Source organism: Kitasatospora sp. NPDC127116 (assembly GCF_042677365.1).
GTDB classification, from domain to species: domain Bacteria; phylum Actinomycetota; class Actinomycetes; order Streptomycetales; family Streptomycetaceae; genus Kitasatospora; species Kitasatospora lactacystinica.
The window spans coordinates 1-21,471 of record NZ_JBHXTL010000042.1 but is presented as its reverse complement, the minus strand read 5'-3'; the positions used below and the strand labels follow the sequence as shown (position 1 = coordinate 21,471).

16 protein-coding genes and 1 pseudogene are annotated in these 21,471 nt (G+C 75.2%); 13 read left to right on the top strand and 4 right to left on the bottom strand.

What is annotated here, in order from left to right; all coding sequences use genetic code 11:
* The first annotated feature begins 17 nt into the window (after nt 1-17).
* The 12 genes from ACFVHV_RS18820 to ACFVHV_RS18765 all read left to right on the top strand — a co-directional run bounded on the left by ACFVHV_RS18820 (nt 18) and on the right by ACFVHV_RS18765 (nt 15,607).
* Nucleotides 18-602, top strand: coding sequence for a hypothetical protein (locus ACFVHV_RS18820; protein ID WP_359900783.1), 585 nt, complete (start codon nt 18-20; stop codon nt 600-602).
* A gap of 5 nt (nt 603-607) precedes the next feature.
* Entirely contained in the window at nt 608-1,240 is a 633-nt protein-coding gene (locus tag ACFVHV_RS18815) for a hypothetical protein (protein WP_359900889.1), read from the top strand.
* A complete protein-coding gene (locus ACFVHV_RS18810; protein ID WP_359900780.1) occupies nt 1,240-1,599 on the top strand; it encodes a hypothetical protein in 360 nt (119 codons plus the stop codon). The genes ACFVHV_RS18815 and ACFVHV_RS18810 overlap by 1 nt, the downstream gene beginning before the upstream one ends.
* A complete protein-coding gene (locus ACFVHV_RS18805) occupies nt 1,592-2,749 on the top strand; it encodes a hypothetical protein (protein WP_359900777.1) in 1,158 nt (385 codons plus the stop codon). Before ACFVHV_RS18810 ends, ACFVHV_RS18805 begins: the two co-directional genes overlap by 8 nt.
* 22 nt (nt 2,750-2,771) lie before the next feature.
* Nucleotides 2,772-3,281, top strand: coding sequence for a phage baseplate assembly protein V (locus ACFVHV_RS18800; protein WP_359900775.1), 510 nt, complete (start codon nt 2,772-2,774; stop codon nt 3,279-3,281).
* Between the two features lie 14 nt (nt 3,282-3,295).
* Nucleotides 3,296-3,628 (top strand): hypothetical protein, encoded by a 333-nt coding sequence (locus ACFVHV_RS18795; RefSeq protein ID WP_359900772.1) that lies wholly within the window; start codon nt 3,296-3,298, stop codon nt 3,626-3,628.
* Entirely contained in the window at nt 3,625-4,065 is a 441-nt protein-coding gene (locus ACFVHV_RS18790) for a GPW/gp25 family protein (protein WP_359900769.1), read from the top strand. Before ACFVHV_RS18795 ends, ACFVHV_RS18790 begins: the two co-directional genes overlap by 4 nt.
* Complete coding sequence (locus ACFVHV_RS18785) at nt 4,062-7,271, top strand: putative baseplate assembly protein (protein WP_380352204.1); 3,210 nt, start codon at nt 4,062-4,064, stop codon at nt 7,269-7,271. Before ACFVHV_RS18790 ends, ACFVHV_RS18785 begins: the two co-directional genes overlap by 4 nt.
* Entirely contained in the window at nt 7,268-11,047 is a 3,780-nt protein-coding gene (locus ACFVHV_RS18780; protein WP_380352202.1) for a putative baseplate assembly protein, read from the top strand. Before ACFVHV_RS18785 ends, ACFVHV_RS18780 begins: the two co-directional genes overlap by 4 nt.
* A gap of 64 nt (nt 11,048-11,111) precedes the next feature.
* Complete coding sequence (locus tag ACFVHV_RS18775; protein WP_380352201.1) at nt 11,112-13,328, top strand: hypothetical protein; 2,217 nt, start codon at nt 11,112-11,114, stop codon at nt 13,326-13,328.
* Nucleotides 13,329-13,357: 29 nt separating this feature from the next.
* The gene (locus ACFVHV_RS18770) at nt 13,358-14,773 is read left to right on the top strand and encodes a DUF6519 domain-containing protein (protein ID WP_380352199.1); all 1,416 of its coding nucleotides are present in this window, start codon (nt 13,358-13,360) and stop codon (nt 14,771-14,773) included.
* Nucleotides 14,774-14,947: 174 nt separating this feature from the next.
* Nucleotides 14,948-15,607, top strand: coding sequence for a transcriptional regulator (locus tag ACFVHV_RS18765; protein ID WP_380352197.1), 660 nt, complete (start codon nt 14,948-14,950; stop codon nt 15,605-15,607).
* A 28-nt stretch (nt 15,608-15,635) separates the two neighbouring features.
* Here the strand turns inward: ACFVHV_RS18765 and ACFVHV_RS18760 are convergent, their stop codons facing one another.
* Both ACFVHV_RS18760 and ACFVHV_RS18755 read right to left on the bottom strand, forming a co-directional pair.
* Nucleotides 15,636-16,157 carry a hypothetical protein gene (locus ACFVHV_RS18760; protein WP_359900751.1) on the bottom strand — a complete coding sequence of 174 codons (522 nt, stop codon included), beginning with the start codon at nt 16,155-16,157 and terminating at the stop codon, nt 15,636-15,638.
* Nucleotides 16,158-16,353: 196 nt separating this feature from the next.
* A complete protein-coding gene (locus tag ACFVHV_RS18755; RefSeq protein WP_380352195.1) occupies nt 16,354-17,577 on the bottom strand; it encodes an ROK family protein in 1,224 nt (407 codons plus the stop codon).
* 319 nt (nt 17,578-17,896) lie between these two features.
* Here ACFVHV_RS18755 and ACFVHV_RS18750 point away from each other — a divergent pair, with 319 nt between their 5' ends.
* A complete protein-coding gene (locus tag ACFVHV_RS18750; RefSeq protein ID WP_380352193.1) occupies nt 17,897-19,654 on the top strand; it encodes a SpoIIE family protein phosphatase in 1,758 nt (585 codons plus the stop codon).
* A gap of 118 nt (nt 19,655-19,772) precedes the next feature.
* Here ACFVHV_RS18750 and ACFVHV_RS18745 read toward each other — a convergent pair whose 3' ends face one another.
* The gene (locus ACFVHV_RS18745; RefSeq protein WP_380352191.1) at nt 19,773-20,981 is read right to left on the bottom strand and encodes a trans-sulfuration enzyme family protein; all 1,209 of its coding nucleotides are present in this window, start codon (nt 20,979-20,981) and stop codon (nt 19,773-19,775) included.
* Between the two features lie 200 nt (nt 20,982-21,181).
* Nucleotides 21,182-21,471: pseudogene (locus ACFVHV_RS18740) on the bottom strand (hypothetical protein); the annotation flags it as partial.

Sequence of the window (21,471 nt, the reverse complement as noted above, 5' to 3'; positions counted from 1 at the left end):
CCCGAGGTGATCGACCGATGACTGAGATTTTCGACCGAAGCCGACGGCTGGTCCTGCGGGACGACGCCGACGAATCCGCCGTGGAGGAACTGGCCGCGCTGATCGGCTGGCCGCGGCGCATCGACATTCCCGCGGACCCCGAGGAATGGACGCCCCGCCAGATCTCCTGGTACGTCGGCCCGGCCATCGCCCTCACCTACTGCGAGGATCTCCTCTCCGGTTTCTTCTATGTGATGATCACCGGTTCGGACGAGAAGGTCATCCGGAGCACGGTGGAACTCGCGGAGTCCACGCTGAACACCTGGCGGCTCCCCGAACTCGTCCGGAGTGCCGACCCCGAGGCGGATCCGGACACCTACGCGGCGGAGGTCCTGCGCCTGGGGCTGGGAGCACCGGTGGAATTCGACGAGGAATTCTTCCGGAGCGTCCGCCGCGCTCTGCGGAGCGATCGGCCGGAGGTCCGGAAGAACGCCGTGTGGGCGATCACGTACGAGCCGTGGCCCGCCTACGCGCCGTTGTTGGAGGAACTGCTGGACGAGGAGCAGGACGAGGAGGTGGCCGACATCGCCCGGTCCGTGCTTGAGGAGATGGCCGCGACGTGACGTACATGGACGCCCCCAAGCCCATCAGGGCCGGGCTGGTCATCGTCGATCCGCAGCGGGGGACGCCGCAGCGGATCGTCGTGCTGCAGTTCAACCCCGACAGCCTGGAGCGGTCGCTCGCCCCGCAGGTGGCAGGAGCCGACGGGAGCGGGGACCGGACGGAGGCATTGCGGCTGAAGGGTCCAGCCGTGGAGACCTGGAAGTTCACGGCGGAGCTGGACGCCACCGACCAGTTGGAGGTGCCGGCGCCGAACGGGATCCATCCGCAGTTGGCCACCTTGGAGTTGCTGGTGCAGCCGGCCAGTGCGCAGCTGCGGAGCAATCAGGCGCTGGCCGCGCTCGGGACGCTGGAGATCACCCCGATCGAGGCCCCGCTGACCCTCTTCACCTGGGGTGGGAAGCGGATCCTGCCGGTGCGGCTGACCGAACTGACCATCACCGAGGAGGCGTTCGACATCGAGCTGAGTCCGATCAGGGCCGCCGTCGCGATCGGCCTGCGCGTCCTGACCGTCAGTGATCTGCCGACCGGGCACCGCGGGGCGGAGCTGTACCTCGCACACCTGGCGCAGAAGGAGCGGCTGGTCGGCACGGCGGCCGGTGGCCGGCTGAGCGCGCTCGGCCTCGGAGGGGGGTTCTGATGACGGTCAACGACCCGCTGAACGCGCTGCCCGCGCCCTCGCCGTACCCGCTGACCAGCCGGTACCACGGCGTCCCGGTCGGCTTGCACACCGAGCCGGACGGGCGGCAAGTCCCTTTCCTCAAGCGGCGGTTGTTGCCCAGTGCGGACGGCCTGACCCCGCTCGCCGAGCACACCGTCAGCGCCGGCGACCGCCCCGACCTGCTGGCCTACCGCTACCTCGGCAGCGCCGACCAGTGGTGGCGGATCGCCGACGCCAATCCGGTCCTCGATCCGCGGGAGCTGACCGCTACCCCGGGCCGGCGGATCACCATCGCGCTACCCGGCGCGGTGCCCGGGCCGGGGGTGGGAAATGGCTGACGCCTCGGCCGTCACGGGGGGCGGGCCGATCGGGTCGATCCACCTGAGCCTGCTGATGGGCCCGCAGCTCCCGGTACCGGTGCCGCAGCCGGTGACCGACGCGCTGCTGTCGGCGCAGGTCACGGTGGCCTCCGGGCAGCGCAGCGGGTTCCAGCTGGCCTTCGACCTGTCGAAGCACGGTCTGATCAACACCGCGCTGCTGCCGGGCGGCTTCTTCGACCCGAAGATCAGGGTCGTGCTGGTGGTGACCGTCACGGGCACCCCGACCGTGCTGATGGACGGGGTGATCATCCGCCAGGAGGTCGGCATCAGCAACCAGCCCGGGCAGTCCACGCTCACCGTCACCGGCGAGGACCTGACGGTGCTGATGGACCTGGAGGAGCAGGCCGGCGTGCCGTTCCCCGCGATGTCCCCGGCGGCCCGGGTGGCCGCGATCATCGCCAAGTACGGGCAGTACGGCATCGTGCCGCTGGTCATCCCCGAGCTGGTGCCGCAGACGCCGATGCCGACCCGGCGGATCGACTTCCAGAAGGGCACCGACCTCGGGTACGTCAACGAGCTGGCGAAGGCCAACGGTTACGTGTTCTACCTCGACCCCGGCCCGGCCCCCGGGATGAGCCGCGGCTACTGGGGACCGGAGATCCGGCTCGGTGTGCCGCAGCACGCGCTGAACGTGAACATGGACGCGCTGTCGAACGTCGACCAGCTCACCTTCGCCTTCGACGGGACCGCCCGCGAGGAGCCGGAGGCCCGCGTCCAGTTCCCGGCGACCAAGGTGTCCGCCGTCCTGCCGGTGCCGGAGGTCAGCATCCTGCGTCCGCCGCTCGCGCTCAGGCCCGCGCCGGCGCTGAAGAAGAAGGTCATCGCCGACACCGCCAAGAAGGACAGCTCCCAGGCCGTCGCCGAGACCATCGCCAAGGCGATGCAGTCGGCGGACGCCGTCTCGGGCTCCGGCCAGCTCGACGTCGTCCGGTACGGCCACGTGCTGCGGCCGCGCGAGCTGGTCGGCGTCCGCGGCGCCGGACTCACCTACGACGGCCTGTACTTCGTCAAGAGCGTCACCCACAACCTCAAGCGCGGCTCGTACACCCAGAACTTCACACTGACCCGCGAGGGCCTGATCGCCCTCCAGCCGACCGTCATCCCCTGACGCTGCAGCAGGAGTTGCCCACATGGCCGAACCGACCCGCTACCTCGGCAAGTTCCGGGGGACGGTGGTGAACAACGTCGACCCGCTCGGGATCGGCCGCATCCAGGCCCAGGTGCCCGACGTGCTGGGCGAGGTAGCGTCGACCTGGGCGATGCCCTGCTTCCCGGTGGCCGGCCCGGGAATGGGGCACTACGCCGTCCCGCCGGTGGGGGCGGGCGTGTGGATGGAGTTCGAGCAGGGCGACCAGAGCTATCCGATCTGGACGGGCTGCTGGTACGGCTCCGCCTCCGAGGTGCCGGCGGAGGCGACGACCGGCCCGCCGGGCGTGCCGAACCAGGTGCTGGAGACCACCGGGCGGCGGGTGATCGTGCTGTCCGACGACCCGACCACGGGGATCACCCTCCGCACACCGAGCGGGGCCTCGATCGTGATCAACGACTCGGGCATCCGGATCAGCAACGGTCAGGGCGCCTCGATCTCGCTCGTCGGCGCCACCGTTTCCATCAACCAGGACGCCCTGAGCGTGACCTGACGGGGGAGAGACTCGTGCCCGGAAATCTGCTGCACGTCAATGCGACGGTGACCTGCCCGCACGGCGCCCAGGCGACGGCCCTGCCCGCCCAGGCCCGGGTGCTGGTCGCCGGCCAGGCCGTCACCAGCACGGCCGACCTGTACACCGTGACCGGCTGCCCGTTCACCGTGGCCGGCAAGCCCCAGCCCTGCGTCACGATCCGCTGGGTGGTGCCGTCCGCCCGGATCCGGGTGAACGGCTCCCCCGCGCTGCCGCAGTCCGCCGTCGGGCTGTGCCAGAGCGCCGAGCAGGTCCCGCAGGGGCCGCCGGTCGTGACCGTCGTCCAGCAGCGGGCGGTGGGGGTATGAGCACCCCGACGAGCACCGCACAGCTCGACGGGCCCGGCGCCCGGCCGACGGCTCCGCTGCCCGGCCCGGCCCGGACCGACATCGCGTTCCCGTTCCGGATCGACAGCCGCGGGCGCACTGCCGAGGCGGCGTACGACGACCACGTGCGCGACCTGATCGAGCAGTTGCTGTTCACCAGCCCGGGCGAGCGGGTCATGCACCCGGACTTCGGCTGCGGACTGCTCGACCTGGTCTTCGCGCCGAACAGCCCGGAGCTGGCGGCCACCCTGCAACTGTCCGTCCAGGCGGCGCTGCAGCGGTGGCTCGGCGACGTCATCGAGGTCGCCGCGCTCGACGTGGAGAGCGAGGACAACGTGGTGCGGGTCGAGCTGGCGTACGTCGTGCGCCGGACCGGTACCCAGCGGCAGGACGTCTTCGAGGGCGGGGTGGCGGCATGACCGGGCGATCCGAACGTCCGACGGCACGGTGCGGGACGGAACTGCGGCGCGCCGACGTGCGCGCGGCGCACCTGCTGGGCGTGGACGGCGCCGAGCTGGAGGACGACCGGCGCACGCTGAGCGTGACCTTCCTCGGCCGGGCGCCGCAGGAACTGGGCCCGGAGAACATCCGCGTCGACGGCGGCCGGCGGATCACCGGCCTGCGCGCCGTCGCGGTCGACATCGAGCGCGCGGACGACCCGGAGCTGGACGACCGGATGCACGTCACCCTCGACCGCACCGGCGACACCTCCCGCTACCGACTGACCGTGGTCGAGGCGGACGCCCACGGCCGGCCGGGCCCCCGCCCGTACCCGGGCTTCGACCCGAGGTACGCGAGCACCGGGTTCTCCTTCGGCGCCGAGTGCCCCTCCCCCTACGACTGCCGCACCGAGGAGGACTGCCCGCCCGCCGTCCGACCGGCCCCGGTCATCGACCGCACCGCCCGGGACTACGAGAGCCTGCGGCGGCTCGTGCTGGACCGGATGAGCCTGACCGCCCCCGGCTGGACCGAGCGGCACCTGCCCGACCTCGGCGTCACCCTGGTCGAGCTGCTCGCCTACACCGCCGACCAACTCTCCTACCAGCAGGACGCGGTGGCCACCGAGGCGTACCTCGACACGGCCCGGCGCCGGGTGTCGGTGCGCCGGCACGTCCGGCTGATCGACTACGCCGTGCACGACGGCTGCAACGCCCGGGCGTTCGTCACCCTGGCGACGGACCGCCCGCTCACCCTCCACCCCGGCACCTTCCGCTTCGCCGCCGTCGACGTCAGCCGGCTCGGCCCGCAGGAACGCCCGGAACTGTCCACGGTGATCCCCGACGAGCAGTTGGACGCGCTCACCCGGACCGCGGCGGTCGAGGTGTTCGAGCCGCTCGGCGGAACGGACCTGGTGCTGCACCCCGCGCACAACACCATCCGGTTCTGGACCTGGGGCGACCAGGACTGCGTCCTGCCGACGGGCGCGACCTCCGCCACCCTGCGCGACGACTGGCACGAGGCCGACCGGCCGGAGGACCGCACCCGGCACCTGGCGCTGCGCCCCGGCGACCTCCTGATCGTCGAGGAGGTGCTCGGCCCGCGCACCGGCGCCGCCGCCGACGCCGACCCCGCGCACCGCCAGGCCGTCCGGCTCACCTCGGTCACCCACCTGGTCGACGAGCTGTACGAGCAGCCCGTGGTCGAGGTCGAGTGGGCGCCGGAGGACGCGCTCACCTTCCCGGTCTGCCTGTCCGCGCGCGGCGGGAGCGACTGCGGCCCGATCCCCGACGTGAGCGTCGCCCGCGGCAACGTCGTGCTGGTCGACCACGGCCGCTCGCTCACCTTCTGCGGCGGAGCCCCGGAGACCTTCACCGTGCCGCCGGAGCCGGTCCGGGTGGCGTCCTGCGGTCCGGGCGGGTCCGGCTGCGCGGACCGCGTCCCGGGCAGCCCCGCGGCGGAGGCGATCCACGAACTGCTCGACCGGACCAGGACCGGCCGCCAGCTCGGCCCGCGACAGGTCCGCGAGCTGTACGCGCTGCTCGGCGAGGCGGCGGTGCGGCGGGCCGGGCTGAGCATCCAGCTCGCGCCGGGCGCGAGCGCGGAGGGCGAGGACGGCCAGGGCGCCGCGGTCGAGCCGCCCACCGCCGACGCCCAGGCGGCGACGCTGGAGACGCTGCTCGACCAGACCCGCTACCCCGTCCTGCCGCAGCCCTTCCGCCCGGTGCTGCGCTACGCGCCGGTCACCCAGGCGGCCGCCTACCCGGACCGGGCACACGTCTGCGCCCGGCAGGCCGTCCTGCTCGCCGGCATCCCCGAACGGGTCCGGCAGCGGCTGGAGGAGATGTGGCACCGGGCGGACTGCGGCCACCCCCTCTCCCGTGCCGAACTCGCCGAACTGACCGTGCTGTTCGGGGCCCAGTCGGTGCACGAGCTGCGCCTCGCGGAGCGGCCCGCCGCCGGACTGCGCGAACTGCTGGCCCGCCGCACCCGCCTGCTCGCCGCCAAGCTACGCCGCCTCGACGTGCTCACCGCCAGGGCCCGCGCCGGCGGGGTGCTCCGGCGGCCCGGCGTCTGGGAGGTGACCCAGAGCTGGGGCGGCCGCTACGCCTCCGGGCTCGACCCCGACTCCCCCGCGTCGGCCGGCCCGGCGTCCGGGATCGCCGTCCAGGACCCCCGTGCCGCACTGCCGGCCGTCCGGGCCACCGCCGGGGGCCAGGAGTGGACGCCCCGCCGGGACCTGCTCCCGGACGGCCCGCGCGACCGGCACTTCGTCGGCGAGCCGGAGGACGACGGCCGCCTCGCGCTGCGCTTCGGCGACGGGCGGCACGGTCAGCCGCCCCGGCCCGGCGCGGAGCTGCGGGTCGCCTACCGGATCGGCAACGGCACGGCCGGCAACGTCGGCGCGGAGGCCGTCAACCACCTGGTGGTCTGCCGGGACCAGCCGCCCCACGCGAAGGGACGCAGCACCGTCACACCGCCGCAGGACGCGCTGCTCCGGGTCCGCAACCCGATGCCCGCGAGCGGCGGCACCGATCCTGAACCCCTCGACCAGGTACGGCAGTCGGCCCCGCTCGCGCTGAGCCGCACCCGGCTGCGCGCCGTCACCGCCGCCGACTACGCGGAGCTGGCCGCAGCCCTGCCGGGCGTCCGGCGGGCCGCCGCCGAACTCCGCTGGACCGGCAGCGTCCAGGAGGTCCACGTCGCCGTCGAGCCGTACGGGCAGGCCACCGCCGACACCGTCCTGCTGGCGGCGGTCGGCGACGGCCTGGAGGCGTACCGCCGGATCGGCCACGACCTGGTCGTCCGCCCCGCCCTGGTGGTACCGCTCGACCTCGAACTGCAGGTCTGCGCCGCCCCCGGTCACCAACGCGGCCACGTGCTGGCCGAGTTGCGCCGGGTGCTGGGCAGCCGCGCCCTGCCGGACGGACGGCTCGGCTTCTTCCACCCGGACGCGCTGGGCTTCGGCGAGCCGGTCCGGGTCTCCCGGCTGGTCGCCGTCGCCGCCGCCGTGCCGGGCGTGGTCAGCGCCCGGGTCACCCGGCTGCGACGGCAGTTCGGGCGGGACGACGGCGAGCTGGCCGACGGGCTGCTGCGGCTCGGCGCGCTGGAGATCGCCGGCTGCGACAACGACCCCGACCGGCCGGAGAACGGCCGGCTCTCGATCGTGATCGGAGGCGGCCGATGAACGGCCAGTGCACCTGCGGCTGCTCGGGCACCGCCACCGCGACCCCGGCCCCGCTGTTCAACCCGCCCGGGCTGGACGCCATCGGCTACCGGGTCGGCCGCTACGGGGAGTTCCTCGACAGCCTGCTCGCTCGGCTGTCCGGCCCCGCCTACCCGGCGCTGCGCGACCTGACCGTCCGCACCCCGGACGACCCGGCGATCGCGCTGCTGGACTCCTGGGCCGTGCTCGCCGACGTGCTCACCTTCTACTCGGAGCGGATCGCCAACGAGGGCTACCTGCGCACCGCCGTCGAGGAGGAGTCGCTCACCCTGCTCGGCCGCCTCGTCGGGCACCGGCCCCGGCCCGGCGTGGCCGCCGACACCTACCTCGCCTACACCCTCGACCACGACCCGCGGGCCGCCGAGGACCCGACCGTCGTCGTCCCGCGCGGCGCCCGCAGCCAGAGCGTCCCCGGCCCCGGCGAGGACCCGCAGTCCTTCGAGACCGCCGAGGACCTCGCCGCCCGCTCGGCCTGGAACGAGTTGGCCGTGCTGCGCCGCCGCCCGTACCAGCTGACACCCGGACAGCTGAACCCCGGCGGGCGGGCCGAGCTGTTCGCCGCCGGGACCGCCAACAACATCAAGCCCGGCGACCGGCTGCTGTTCGTCTTCAGCGCCGACAAGGCCGCCGACCCGGTCCACCGGGTGATGCGGCTGGTGCCCGAGGTGCGGCTCGACCGCGAGAACGACGTCACGGTGATCGGGCTGCCCCGGGACCTGCGCACCCTCAAGGACCTGCGCGCCGAACTGGCGGACCGGATCACCGTCTCCGAGGGCGCCCCGAATCCCAGGCCCGGGCACAGCCGGATCATCCGGGACTTCGACGACCAGGTGCTGGCCCCGCTGCGCGCCGACCTCGACCGACCGTCCGGCCCGCTGAGCACCCCGGCCGACTTCGCCGAACGGCTCACCCCGGTGATGGCCCGGGCGGCCGAGGCCGCCGAACTGGCGCACTCCCAGCAGCCGGTGGCCGACTGGTTCGGACGCCTCGGCGAGGAGCTGTCCGGCCTGCGCGACCGCGCCCACCAGCTGGAGCCGCCGCAGGCCCCCGACAAGCCCGGGCCGAACCCTCCCGGCACCGGAGCCGCCGACCCGGCCGTCCGCGGGCTCGGCTCGGTGCTGGCGGCGCTGCGCACCGCCCCCACCCGGCCCCCGCTGAGCGCCCGGGACCTCACCCGCGACCCGCAGCGCCTGTTCGCGCCCGGCTCGGACCTCGGCGTGCAGCTGCTGTCCGCACTCGACCCCCGGCTGCGCGACGGCCTCTACCCCGCCTGGCGGCGGGTCGACCTGACGGTGCCGCTCGCCGTGCACGAGATCCAGGCGATGCGGGTGGTCGCCACCCCGTTCGGCGCCACCGCGCCGCTCAAGCCCGTCTACGGCAACGACGGCCGGATCGACCGCTACGTGGACTGGCCGCTCGCCGGCAGCACGCTGATCGGAGTCCGGATCGGCTTCGACACCGCCGGCACCGTCCCGAGGACCGCCGACTTCACGTACGTCGAGGCCGGCAGCCTGACGCACGACGGCTTCTCGCTGCCGTGGGACCACACCTTCACCCTCGGCCCCGGACAGGTCAAGGTGGTCACCACCGAGCCGCCGGCACCGACGCCGAACCCGCACGCCGCCGCCGTGCGCGCCGCGGTGCCCGCTCCCGACCAGGAGGCCGGGGTCAGCGCCAGGTTCCTGGCCAAACTGCCCGAACGCACCGTCTTCGTGTCCCGCCCGCAGGCCGACGGCCGCATCCACGTGACGGTGGACGGCGGGCCCGGCCCCGCGCTCGACCACCAGCTCGAACCGGGCCAGGAGAAGACCGGCGAGTCCGGCGAGCTGAACGTCCGGGTCCACCGCTACACCGCCACCGACGAGTCGCCGACCGCGGTCGAGGTGGTGTTCACCACCAAGCTGCAGCCGGTCTCCGGCACGGTCCTCACCCTCGACGCCGTCTACGACCAGATCGCGCCCGGCAGTTGGGTGGTCATCCAGCGCCCGCGCAAGGGGATCGACGGCGGCATCCCGGGCAGCCGCGACCTCGCCGAGGTCATCACCCGGGTGACCGACGTGCGCGTGATCTCCCGCGCCGACTTCGGCATCACCGGAAAGGTGACCGAACTGTCGCTGCAGCAGCCGTGGTTGGACGAGAAGGACACCCAGCTCTCGGACATCCGGGACACCACCGTCTACGCCCGCGGCGAGTCGCTGCGGCTCGCCGACGAGCCCGTCACCGAGGAGGTCCACGGCGACCGGATCGAACTCGCCCGGCTCTACGACGGGCTGACCCCCGGCCGATGGATCGCGGTCAGCGGCGAGCGGACCGACATCCCGAACACCACCGGGGTCCGGGGCACCGAACTCGCCATGATCGCCGGTGTCGGGCAGAGCGTCGACCCGTACCTGCCCGGGGACACCGTCCGCACCGCGATCACGCTCAGTGCCCCGCTGGCCTACCGCTACCGGCGCGACACCGTCCAGGTCCTCGGCAACGTGGTCCGCGCCACCCAGGGGGCCACGCGCGACGAGGCCGTCGGCAGCGGCGACGCCGGGGTCCCCGGCCAGCGCTTCACGCTCTGGCAGTCGCCGCTCACCTGGCTGGCCGCCGACACCCCCGGGGGCGCGCGCAGCACCCTGGAGATCCGGGTCGACGGGGTGCGCTGGCACGAGGTCGACAGCCTCGCCGGGCGCGGCGCCGACGAACGGGTCTACGTCACCTCGACGGCGGCCGACGGCCGCACCACCGTCACCTTCGGCGACGGCGTGCACGGTTCGCGCCTGCCCACCGGCCGGGAGAACGTCCGCGCCCGCTACCGGATCGGCATCGGCGAGTCGGGCAACGTCGGCGCCGGACGGATCACCCAGCTCACCACCCGCCCGCTCGGCGTCTCCGCCGTCGTCAACCCGCTGCCCGCCACCGGCGGCGCCGGCCCGGACGGCCCGGGTCCGGCCAGGCGCAACATCCCGCTCGCCGTCACGGCACTCGACCGGCTGGTCTCGGTTCCCGACTACGAGGACTTCACCCGCTCCCGGGCCGGCATCGGGCGCGCCGGCGCCACCCGGCTCTCGGACGGCCGGCGGGAGCTCGTCCACGTCACGGTGGCCGGGGTGGACGACATCCCGCTCACCGCCGACTCCGACCTGATCCGCACCCTGCACTCCTCGCTCACCGCGTACGGGGACCCGAAGCTGCCGGTCGAGGTCGCGCTGCGCGAACTCGTCCTGCTGATCGTCGCCGTGAACGTGAAGGTCGACCCGGACCACTCCTGGGACCTGGTCGAGCCGGCGCTGCGCCGCGCCCTGCTCGACCGCCTCGGCTACGCCGGGCGCCAACTCGGCCAGAGCGCCCACCTGTCCGAGGTGCTCGCCGTCGCCCAGGCCGTCCCCGGCGTGGACCGGGTCGACGTCGACGCCTTCACCGGTGTGCCCGGCAGCCTCACCCCGGAGGGCCTGGAGCACCTGTCCGAGCAGCTCGCGCAGCCGCAGCCGACCGTCCCGGCCCGGCTCGCCCGCTTCGACGAGCAGCGCTACCGGGTGCGGGACCCCGACGGGGAGACCCTCACCGACATCGCCGCCCGCAACGGCATCTCCGTCGCGGAGCTGCTGCGCCTCAACCCGGCGGTCACCGACACCCGCCCGCTTCCGGCCGGCCGCGTGGTGACGGTGTTCCGTGGCATCCGTCCGGCCCAACTCGCCCTGCTGTCACCGAATCTTCCCGACACGTTGATCCTCAAGGAGATCCGCGCATGAGTGAGCGACGGGGGTCCCCCCGGCCGGCGGCCGGGGAAGAGCGAATCGTCGAGAGGTGCGTCCGATGAGCCGCGACCCGGACGGACTGCTGGAGCTGCTGCCGCAGTGGCACCGGCTGCGCGACGCCGAGGCGGGCGAGCCGCTGCGCGCCCTGCTGGCCGTCGCCGAGCAGGTCGACGTCGTGCGCAGCGGCATCGAACAGGGCTACCAGGACTGGTTCGTCGAGACCGCCGCCGACTGGGCCGTCGCCTACCTCGGCGACCTGGTCGGCTACCGGATCCTGCCCGGTTACGAGGAGGTGCTCGCCACCGGCCTGCACGGCGGGGCCTCCCCGGAGCGGGTCGCGGCCCGCGACCGGCTCGCCGCCCGGCTGGCGCCGCGGCACGACGTCGCGAACACCGTCGCCCACCGCCGGCGCAAGGGCACGCTCGCCCTGCTGGAGGAGCTGTCCGCCTCTGTCGCCGACTGGCCGGCCCGGGCGGTGGAGCTCTCCCGGCTGCTCGGCGGCACCCAGCCGGTGCGGCTGCTGCGCCCCGACGAGGAGGCGGCCGACCGCCGGCGGCTGAGCCGGGGCCGGCTGGTCGACGTGCGGCGCGGCGCCGAACTCGACCTGCTCGGCGGGCCCTTCGACGGGCAGGCGCACACCGCCGACGTCCGCCGGGCCGCCTCCACCCGCCGCCAGGGCGGCTACACGCCGGCCGGGGTCGCCCTGTACGTCTGGCGGCTGAAGCCGTACCCGGTCACCCGGGCGCCGGCCTACTGCATCGACCGGGCCAGGAACCTCTTCACCTTCTCGGTCCTCGGCAACGACGCCCAGCTGGTCACCAAACCCGAACCGGAGCCGTCGACCACCCACCTCGCGGCGCTCGACAACGCGCCGGCCCCGATCCGGCGCCGGCAGCTCGCCGAGCGCCTGGCCGACTACTACGGACCCGGCAAGAGCTTCGCCATCTGGCGCGACGGCGCCCAGGAGCCGGTCCCGCCCGCCGAGATCACGGTGGCCGACCTGAGCGACTGGACGTACCGCCCCAAGCGCGGCCAGGTCGCCGTCGACCCGGTGCTCGGCCGGATCGCCTTCGGCGCCCGCTCCGCCCCGCGCCGCGGTGTCCGGGTCGACTACCACCACGCGTTCGGCGACGACACCGGCGGCGGGGAGTACCCGCGCGACCGCCCGGAGGCCCGGCACCGGGCGCTCTACCGCGTCGGCCCCGGCGGGCCGTACGAGCGGATCAACGACGCCTACCAGCAGTGGCGCGCCGACCAGGAGGACGGCAGCGCGGGCGGCGCCGCCGTCATCGAGATCACCCACAGCGGCGCCTACCAGGAACAGCTGGACTTCGACCTGGCGGAGGACGACCGCCTCGAACTGCGCGCCGCCGAGGGCACCCGGCCGGTGATCCGGCTGCTCGACTGGTACAGCAACCGGCCGGACGCACTCAACGTGCGGGGCGTCTGCCCGGGCGGGCGGCTGGTCCTGGACGGGCTGCTGATCACCGGTCGCGGGGTCAACGTCACCGGACCGCTGGCCTCCGTCACCCTGCGGCACTGCACCCTGGTGCCGGGCTGGTCGCTGGAGCCGCACTGCGAGCCGCACTCGCCGCAGGAGCCCAGCCTCGTGCTGGACCACACCACCGCCTGCGTGACGATCGAGCGCAGCATCCTGGGCACGATCCAGGTCGTCGGCGACGAGGTGGACACCGACCCGCTGGAGATCCACCTCGCCGACAGCATCCTGGACGCCACCGGACCCGAGCAGCCCGCGCTCTCCGGGCCCGACTGCGAACACGCCCACGCGCTGCTGCACGCCCACCGCTCCACGGTGGTCGGCGAGGTGCACACCCACGCGGTGCCGATCGCCGAGGACTGCGTGTTCACCGGGCGGCTGCGGACGGCCCGCCGCTCGCTCGGCTGCCTGCGGTTCTGCTACGTCCCACCGGGCTCGCGCGCCCCGCGCCGGTACGAGTGCCAACCCGACCTGGTGCGCTCGGCGGTGACCGAGCTGGTCGAGCGCGGCGAGCTGGACCCGGCGCAGGCCGCCCGGCTGCGCGAGCTGGAGGCCGAGCGGGTCCGCCCGCTGTTCACCAGCCTCCGCTACGGCACGCCCGGCTACGGGCAGTTGGCCGCCGGGTGCGCCCCGGAGATCACCCGCGGCGCCGAGGACCGCTCCGAACTCGGCGCCTTCCACGACCTGTTCCAGCCCCAGCGCGAGGACAACCTGCGGGCGCGGCTGGCCGAGTACACCCCGGCCGGCACCGACGCCGGGATCTTCTTCGTCTCCTGACCCGCCCCGATGACTCCGAAAGGGAAACCGTGCACGCAGACTTCTCGCGCCTGACCTTCCGGCCCGGCAAGCACTACTCCGCGGTACTGACCCAGCAGGGCCGGGTCCAGCTCGACGCCGACGCCAACGAGCAGGCGGCGATCGAGCGGTACCAGCTGCGCACGCTCGCCGCCGACCTGATCGGCCGCCGCGGCGGACCGGCCGGGGCGGCGGGATTCGCGATCGGCTACGTGCCGGGCAGCCACGACGTGGACGACCTCACCATCGGCGGCGGCCGCTACTACGTGGACGGCATCCTGTGCGAGGCCGACCGGCCCGAGCCCGGCATCGCCGTGCCCGACGACGGCGGCCAGGGCGACGGCGGCGACGCCCGGGAGGCGCCCGCCGGCTGGACGTACTGGGACCAGCCGGACGCCTACCGGGACCAGGAGCGCGACGGCGACCGGCTGCCCGGCGAGTTCCCGTTCCTGGTCTACCTGAAGGTCTGGGAGCGCAGCGTCACCGCCGTCGAGGACCCGGAGATCCGCGAGGTGGCGCTCGGTGCGGCGATGCCCGACACGGCGGCCCGGGCCAAGCTCGTCTGGCAGGTACTCACCCTTCCCGCCTCGGAGTTGAGCGTTCCGGACGGCGGGGCGTCCCGGGTGCGGGAGGCCTTCGACACGTGGGCCGACGCGCACGAGCGGCCGGGCGGGCTGCTGGCCGCGCGCGCCCGGCGGCCGGAGCGGGTGAGCGAGGACCCGTGCCTGGCCCACCCCGAGGCCGGCTACCGGGGTCCGGAGAACCAGCTGTACCGGGTGGAGGTCCACCACGGCGGCTCGGCGGAGGGCTGCGCCACGTTCAAGTGGTCCCGGGAGAACGGCTCGGTCGTCCTGCCGATCGCCTCGATCGAGGGCGTCTGGGTCGACCTCACCACGCTGGGCGACGACGACAAACTCAGCCTCTCGGTCGGCGACTGGATCGAAATCGCCGACAGCGCGTACGTCAGCCGGGGCGAGGCGGCGGACCTGCTCCAGGTGGAGGAGACCGACCTGCCGGGGCGCCGGGTACGACTGTCCGCCGAACCGGGGCCGGAGGTCGGGCGGTCGGCCGAGCGTCACCCGTTCCTGCGCCGCTGGGACCACCGGGCGCCCCGCGGCCGGAACGCCCTGCCGCTGGCCGGCGGCGCCCTGCAGCTCCAGGAGGGCGCCTGGCTCGACCTGGAGGACGGCGTCCAGGTCTACTTCCGACCGGGCGGCGAGTACACCCGGGGCGACTACTGGCTCATCCCCGCGCGAACCGCCACCGGCTCGGTGGAGTGGCCGCAGAACGCGGCCGGCGAGGCGCTGCTCCGGGAACCGGCCGGGGTCCGGGTGCACCACGCCCCTCTCGCCTGGGTGAAGGGCCCGACCACGGTCGTCGACCTCCGACAGACCTTCGCCCCACTGACCGCCCCCACCCCGCAGTAGGGCGTGCGGCCCGGGGGGATCGGGTACGGGGCGGTCGCCCGCTCCACCGGCTCCCGGCCCGGCACACGGACCGGCCGGGAGGGGCAGGGGCGCCGCCCCCGGCCTGTCGCCGCCGCACCGGCACCGTCGGACGGTAGGAATGGCAGCGGACCGTACCGCACCCCGGAGGCACCGGTGAACCACCCGATCCTCGACCAGATCCAGGACCTGCGCGCCCGGTTGGCACCCGGCGACACCGTCCCGCCGCTGGTCACCGCACTCGCCGACGGCACCGCACCACGCTCGGCGCTGGCCGAACTCTGCGCCCAGCAGCACCGGGTCATCCGCTCCGACCGCCGCAGTCTGCTGCTGCTCGCCGGCCGCAGCGCCGACCGGCCGGTCAGCGCCTGGTTCGCCGCCCTGGCCGAGGGCGAGAGCGCCGCGCTGCGCACCCTGCCCGCGCTCGGCGCCGCCGTCGGCCTCGACCGCGACGCGCCGGAGTCCCGACCGCCCCTGCCCGGCTGCCAGGCCTACCCGCACTTCCTCGCCTGGCTCGCCGTGAACAGCGACCCCGACCCGGCGGCCGCCGCCCTGGTCGCCAACTTCGCGGCCTGGGGCGGCTACTGCGCCACCATCGCGCAGGCGCTGCGCAGCCGGTACGGCTTCTCCGACGAGGCCTGCGCGTTCTTCGACTTCTTCGCCCAGCCCGCGCCCGAGCTGGAGCAGCAGGCCGCCGACGCCCTGGGCCCGGACCGACTGGACGGGCCGACCCTGGCCGCCGCACACGAGTACGGGCTGCTGCTCCAGGCCTACGAGCACCTGTTCTGGGACACCCTGGGCGTCATCGGCGCCTGAGCCCGGAGCGCCCCGGGCCCGCCGGGCCTCAGGCCTGCCAGTGCGGCTTCCCGCTGACCATCCGGCAGTAGATCACCCGGCCGCCGGCCTCGTGGGTGCTCTTGCCCAGGTCCGCGGTGCGGCAGAACTGCCCGGCCTCGTAGCAGTTGCCCGCGGCCGAGCGGATGTCGCACCCGGCGCCGGCCGCCGCCGGAGGCTCCGGGTCGGTCGGCGGCTGGGCGGTGGTCACCTTCGGCTGCGGCGCCTTGGTGACGGGCGGCTGCGCGGGGGCGCTGGGCTGGGCCGGAGGCGCGACCGGCGGGGGCGTGGCCACCGGCGCCGCGGGGGCCGGCTGGGCCGGCGGGCTGCTGACCGGGGCCGGGGCGGGGGGCGCCGCCGGCGGGGTGGTCACCGCGGTCGTGGTGGTGGCGACGGTCGGCGTGGCCGAGGCCGTGGCACCGCCGTCGGCCGCCGACGGGTCGCACCCGGTCAGTGCCAGACCGACGGTGAGGACGAGTCCGGCGAATCCGGCCAGGCCGGCCCGACGACGGCCGGCTATCCGTGAAGGCATGGGAGGAGAACGCTCCGTTCCGTATGGATGAGTCGTGCGATTCAAGCAGGAACCGCACACGCACCGTCCACCGAACCCCCACTCGTTGGCAGATCGAGACCTTCCGGCCACGGGCCGAACGCAACAGCCCGAACGCAACAGCCCGAATGCGGCAGCCGAACGCCGCGGCCGCCCGGCCGGCCCCGCCGGTCGACCGTCAGCGCAGCCCCGCCGTCCGGCGCTCGAACACCTCGGGGCGGGCGGTCTCCAGCGCCGTGGAGACCGCGCCGAGGAGCACCGCCTCCTCCCCCAGCAGGCTCGGCGCGAGCGTCGGACGCATCGGGGCGAGCCGGTGCAGGGCCTGCTCCAGCGGTTCCAGGAGCAGGTCGGCGCTGCTGCCGATCCCGCCGCCCAGCACCACCAGGTCCGGATCCAGGACGGCCGACATCACGGCCACCGCGTAGGCGAGCCGCTCGGCCTCCCGCTCCACCGCCCGGACCGCCGCGGGCTCCCCGGCCCGGGCCCGCTCGAACACCTGCTTCGCCGTCAGCTGCCGCGTCGCGGACTCCCCGTCCAGCCCGAAGTCCCGGGCTGCACGCACCACGGCGTCCGCGGCGGCGTCCTGCTCGATGGTCGCGCCCGGCTCGCCGGACCGCCCGGGCAGCGGGACCAGGCCGATCTCGCCCAGCGCGCCGTGGGCGCCGAGCAGCAGCTCGCCGTCCTTCACCACACCCAGCCCGAGGCCCGTGCCGACCAGCAGGTACGCGAACATCCGGCTGCCCCGGCCGGCACCCAGGGTGTACTCGCCGAGCGCCGCCAGGTTGGCGTCGTTGGCCACCGAGACGGCCGTTCCCAGGCCCTCCCCTATCCGGTCGAACAGTCCCGGCCTGCCCCAGCCGGGCAGGCTGCTGGCGTAGCGCACCCCGCGCCGCTGCTCGTCCCACACCCCCGGGGTGCCGATCACCGCGTGCACGATGTCCCCGGCGGCCAGGCCCGCCTCGGCGATCGCCTCGTGCGCGGCGGCGACCACGGCGTCCGCGACGGCGTTCGCCGAGCGGCCCCGGTTGGCGACGTCCCGGCGGGCGATCACCGTCCCGGCCAGGTCGGCCACCGCCACCCGCAGCCGGGCGCGGCCGATGTCCACGCCGAGCACGTGCCCGGCCGTCGGGTCGACCTCGTACAGCACGGCGGTGCGGCCCCGCTCGGGGGCCAGCCGCCCGGCCTCCCGGACCAGGCCCGCCCGCTCCAGCTCGGCCAGGGCGGCCGAGACCGTCGGCTTGGACAGCCCGGTGTCCCGGGCCAGCTGGGCGCGTGAGGAGCCGCCGCCCGTGCGCAGCAGCTCCAGCAGGAGCCACTCGTTGTTGCTGCGCAGCCGCTGCCGGTTCCACGGCACCCCGGGGGCCCCGGCCGCCGGGCGACTGGTCGGCTGGTGGGGGCTCATCGGGTTCCTCCGGTCTGGGTCTTCGGGCGCGGGCCGGGGCGGTGCGGCCGGGTCGGTACGGCCGGGTCGGTACGGCCGGGTGGGCCCGGCCCGGCCCGCGGCGTCCGGGGTCGGGCGCCGCCGCCCAAGTATGACCGGAGATCATCCGGCGTTCGCCTGCCGTATCCGTACGCGGCACGGATGTCCGCGCGGATGTCCGCCGCGGTCGGCCCCACAGCCGTCCGAGCCGTCCGAGCGTTCCGTTACAGCACCGTCTCCGGCCGGTCAACGTTTCACCCACCTGTGGGCGTGCCGCGCGCGGGCGCGTGATCATGGGCGTATGCACTTCCGGCACGGCAACCGAGCAGAGGGTCCGCGGCCCGCGACACCGGACACCCGGTCCCTGGCGGCGACCGCGGCGGCCCTCGCCGCCCGGCTCGGCGCGATCACCGGCGGTGACAGCGGCGGTGACAGCGGCGGCGACGATCCGGAGCGGCTCCGCGAGGTCCTGGCCGCCGCCCCCGTCGGCGTCGCGCTGCTCGACGAGCGCCTGCGCTGGCAGTACCTGAACGCGGCGTTCACCACCGCCACCGGGCTGCGCCGCGCGGACCTGCTCGGCCGGGCCGCCGGGACCACCGCCTTCGCCGGGGCCCTCGGCATCCTGCGCCGGGTGCTCGCCGACGGCCTCGCCCGCGAGCACGCCACCGGAGGCCCGGACGGGGCGGGCGCCCCCGTGCCGCCCGGCCTGCGGGTGCGCTACCGGGCGCTGCGGCGCTCCGGGCGGACCACCGGGGTGGTCGTCGTCGTCCTGGACGACCCCGACCCCGCCCGCGACCAATTGCGCGAGCTGGAACGGGCCAGGGCCCGGCTCGCCCTGCTGGACGCCGCCACCGAACGGATCGGCACCACCCTCGACATCGCCACCACCGGCGCGGAGCTCGCCGCGTTCGCCGTGCCCCGGCTCGCCGAACTCGCCGTCGTGGACCTGCTGCCGCCCGAGGCCGAACCAGCCCGGGCCGGCCACGGCACGCCCCAGCGGCTGCGCCGCGCCGGCGCCCGGTCCGTGCCCGCGCTGGCCGCCGCCCTCGCCGAGCTGCCCCGGTCCGGAGAATCGATCCGCCACCGGGAGGGCTCGGCCGCCGCCCGCAGCCTGGCCGGCGGTGTCGCCGTGCTCACCGAGCCCGGCCCCGAGGACAGCTGTCCGGCGGGTACGGCCTCGCTGCTGGTCCTGCCGCTGGCCGCCCGGGGCCGCCTGATCGGGCTGCTCACCCTCGGCCGCACTGCCGCCGGCCCGGCCTTCACCCCCGACGAGGCCGCCCTGCTCGGCGACCTCGCCGCCCGCGCCGCCACCGCCCTCGACAACGCCCGGCGCTTCGCCCGCTCCCAGGGAATCGCCCTCGAACTCCAGCGGGCGCTGCTGAGCGAACCCGGCAACCCGCACCAGAACCTCGTCCTCGCCTCCCGCTACCTGCCCTCCGGGAGCGCCTCGGTGGTCGGCGGCGACTGGTTCGAGACGGTCCGGCTGCCGTTCGGGCGCACCCTGCTCGCCATGGGCGACGTCATGGGGCACGGCGTCGAGGCCGCCGTCGACATGAGCCACTACCGCTCGGCACTGCGCGACCTCGCCGGGATGGACCTGCCCCCGCACCGGATCCTGCGTCAGCTCGACAACATCATCTCCGCCGACGACTCCGCCCGCCCGGCCACCTGCCTACTGGCCCTCGCCGACCCGGGCCGCGGCCGCTGGACCCTCTCCAGCGCGGGCCACCTGCCACCCGCCCTGATCACCCCCGGCCGGCCGACCGAGCTGCTGCGCGTCCCCACCGGCCCGCCGCTCGGCACCGGTCTCGGCGGCTACGAGCAGACCGCCCACCCGCTCCTGCCGGAGCAGGCCCTGCTGCTCTACACCGACGGCCTGGTCGAGCGCCGGGGCGAGGACATCGACGTCTCGCTGGAGCGGCTCGCGGCGCTGCGGCTGCCCGCCGCCGGAGACCTCGACGACCTGCTCGACGCCGTCCTGCGCTCCCTCGCCCCGCCGCCGGCCCGGGCCGCCGAGGACGACATCGCGCTCCTGGTGGCCCGGCCCCGGCAGCGCTGACGGGCCGGGCGGCGCGCCCGCCTCCACCGCGCTCCGGACCCGGGCGGCGCCCCGGACGCCGAGCACGGGGCCCGGGCCGGCCCGCACTCACCCGCTCCGGCGGCCGCACCGCTCGGGCTCACACCTTCGCCAGCGCCCGCGCGACGTCCGCCCAGATGTCCTCCGGGTGCTCGATGCCCACCGACAGCCGCACCGTCCCCGGCCCGATGCCCACCGCCGCCAGTTCCTCGTCCGACAGCTGCCGGTGGGAGGTGCTGGCCGGGTGGATCACCAGGGTGTGCACGTCGCCCAGGGACGGTGCCAGCGAGGCGAGCCGGACGGACTCGGTGAACGTGCCGGCCGCCTTCCGGCCGCCGGCCAGGTCGAAGGCCAGGACGCCGCCGTGGCCGTCGGGCAGCAGCCGGCGGGCGAGGTCGTGGTCGGGGTCGGTGGGCAGGCCCGGGTAGTGGACGGCGGTGACCGCGGGGTGGGCGGCGAGCCGGCCGGCCAGGTCGAGCGCGGTCTCGCACTGGCGGCGGACCCGAAGGGCGAGGGTCTGCATGCCGCGCAGGGTCAGCCAGGCGGCGAACGGGTCGGCGGAGGCGCCGAGTTCGAGCGAGCGCCGCCAGACCCGCCGGTGCAGCTCCGGGTCGGCGAAGACGGCGACCCCGCCGAGCACGTCCGAGTGCCCGCCCAGGTACTTGGTCACGGAGTGGATCACGATGTCCGCGCCGTGCTCGATCGGGCGGCACAGCAGCGGGGTCGCGAAGGTGTTGTCCACCACGCTCACCACCCCGGCGTGCCGGGCGACGGCGATCAGCCCGGGCAGGTCGGTGACCCGGGTGGTGGGGTTGGAGACGGTCTCCAGGAGCAGCACCCGGGTGCGGGGCCGCAGCGCGGCCGCCACCCCGGCGGGGTCGTCGCCGCTCACGTAGTCGACCTCGACGCCCCAGCGCTCGGTGAGGTCGGTCAGCGCGCCGACGGTGCCGCCGTACAGGCTGCGCTGGGCGATCACGTGGTCGCCGGCGCGCAGCAGGGAGAGCAGTGCGGTGTTGATCGCGCCCATGCCGGAGGCGGTGGCGAGGGCGCCGGTACCGCCCTCCAGTCCGGCGACGGCCTGCTCCAGGGAGCGGACGGTGGGGTTGCCGAAGCGGTTGTAGAGGAAGGCGCCGTCCGGTCCGTCGTGGGCCCCGGCGAGTGCGCCGCCGGTGTCGAAGGCGAACAGGTGGCCCTGGTGCAGCGGGACGCCGAGCGGACGGCTGCCGGTGACCTCGGCGAGCGGCGGGTGGACGACCCTGCTCTCGGGGCGCAGACCTTCGGGGCTCTCGTGGGTGCGGAAGTCGCTCATGGCGCCCATCCTCGGGCGGCCCCGGCACCCCGGCCAGGGCCAATCGGCGTCAAGTGGCCCGCCCCGGGCGGTCGTTCCGGCTCCACCGCCCGGCGGGCGGCGGCGAACGCCCGGGTCGCGGCCGTGCGCGCTGCGCGGTGTACTCGGCCAGTAAACGGCCGGTGCACGACCGGTGCACGACCGACGCTGGCGGAGCGCGGCTACTTGCGGCGGCTGAAGATCCGCTTGGCGGCGTAGACGATCCCGACGATCAGCAGGATGACGAGCAGGATCAGCAGGATGACCACGACCAGCAGGAACTTGCCCAGCTTGGCGAAGAAGCCCTTTTTCTTCTTCTTCTCGTCCTTGGCCGCGAGGTGCGCGACATCGGCGGCGGAGGAGATGGCGGAGGTGGCGGAGGTGGCGGAGGCGGCGCGCGCCTCCGTGCCGATCTGCGCGCCGCTGTCCGCGGCGGCGGCACCCCCGGGGGCTCCCGGATGCGCGGCGGCGG

What these genes read in the sequence shown, in the direction of transcription:
- ACFVHV_RS18820 (WP_359900783.1), top strand. Translation starts at nt 18, where the DNA reads ATGACTGAGATTTTCGACCGAAGCCGACGGCTGGTCCTGCGGGACGAC.
- ACFVHV_RS18815 (WP_359900889.1), top strand. Translation starts at nt 608, where the DNA reads ATGGACGCCCCCAAGCCCATCAGGGCCGGGCTGGTCATCGTCGATCCG.
- ACFVHV_RS18810 (WP_359900780.1), top strand. Translation starts at nt 1,240, where the DNA reads ATGACGGTCAACGACCCGCTGAACGCGCTGCCCGCGCCCTCGCCGTAC.
- ACFVHV_RS18805 (WP_359900777.1), top strand. Translation starts at nt 1,592, where the DNA reads ATGGCTGACGCCTCGGCCGTCACGGGGGGCGGGCCGATCGGGTCGATC.
- ACFVHV_RS18800 (WP_359900775.1), top strand. Translation starts at nt 2,772, where the DNA reads ATGGCCGAACCGACCCGCTACCTCGGCAAGTTCCGGGGGACGGTGGTG.
- ACFVHV_RS18790 (WP_359900769.1), top strand. Translation starts at nt 3,625, where the DNA reads ATGAGCACCCCGACGAGCACCGCACAGCTCGACGGGCCCGGCGCCCGG.
- ACFVHV_RS18785 (WP_380352204.1), top strand. Translation starts at nt 4,062, where the DNA reads ATGACCGGGCGATCCGAACGTCCGACGGCACGGTGCGGGACGGAACTG.
- ACFVHV_RS18780 (WP_380352202.1), top strand. Translation starts at nt 7,268, where the DNA reads ATGAACGGCCAGTGCACCTGCGGCTGCTCGGGCACCGCCACCGCGACC.
- ACFVHV_RS18775 (WP_380352201.1), top strand. Translation starts at nt 11,112, where the DNA reads ATGAGCCGCGACCCGGACGGACTGCTGGAGCTGCTGCCGCAGTGGCAC.
- ACFVHV_RS18760 (WP_359900751.1), bottom strand. Translation starts at nt 16,157, where the DNA reads ATGCCTTCACGGATAGCCGGCCGTCGTCGGGCCGGCCTGGCCGGATTC.
- ACFVHV_RS18755 (WP_380352195.1), bottom strand. Translation starts at nt 17,577, where the DNA reads ATGAGCCCCCACCAGCCGACCAGTCGCCCGGCGGCCGGGGCCCCCGGG.
- ACFVHV_RS18750 (WP_380352193.1), top strand. Translation starts at nt 17,897, where the DNA reads ATGCACTTCCGGCACGGCAACCGAGCAGAGGGTCCGCGGCCCGCGACA.
- ACFVHV_RS18745 (WP_380352191.1), bottom strand. Translation starts at nt 20,981, where the DNA reads ATGAGCGACTTCCGCACCCACGAGAGCCCCGAAGGTCTGCGCCCCGAG.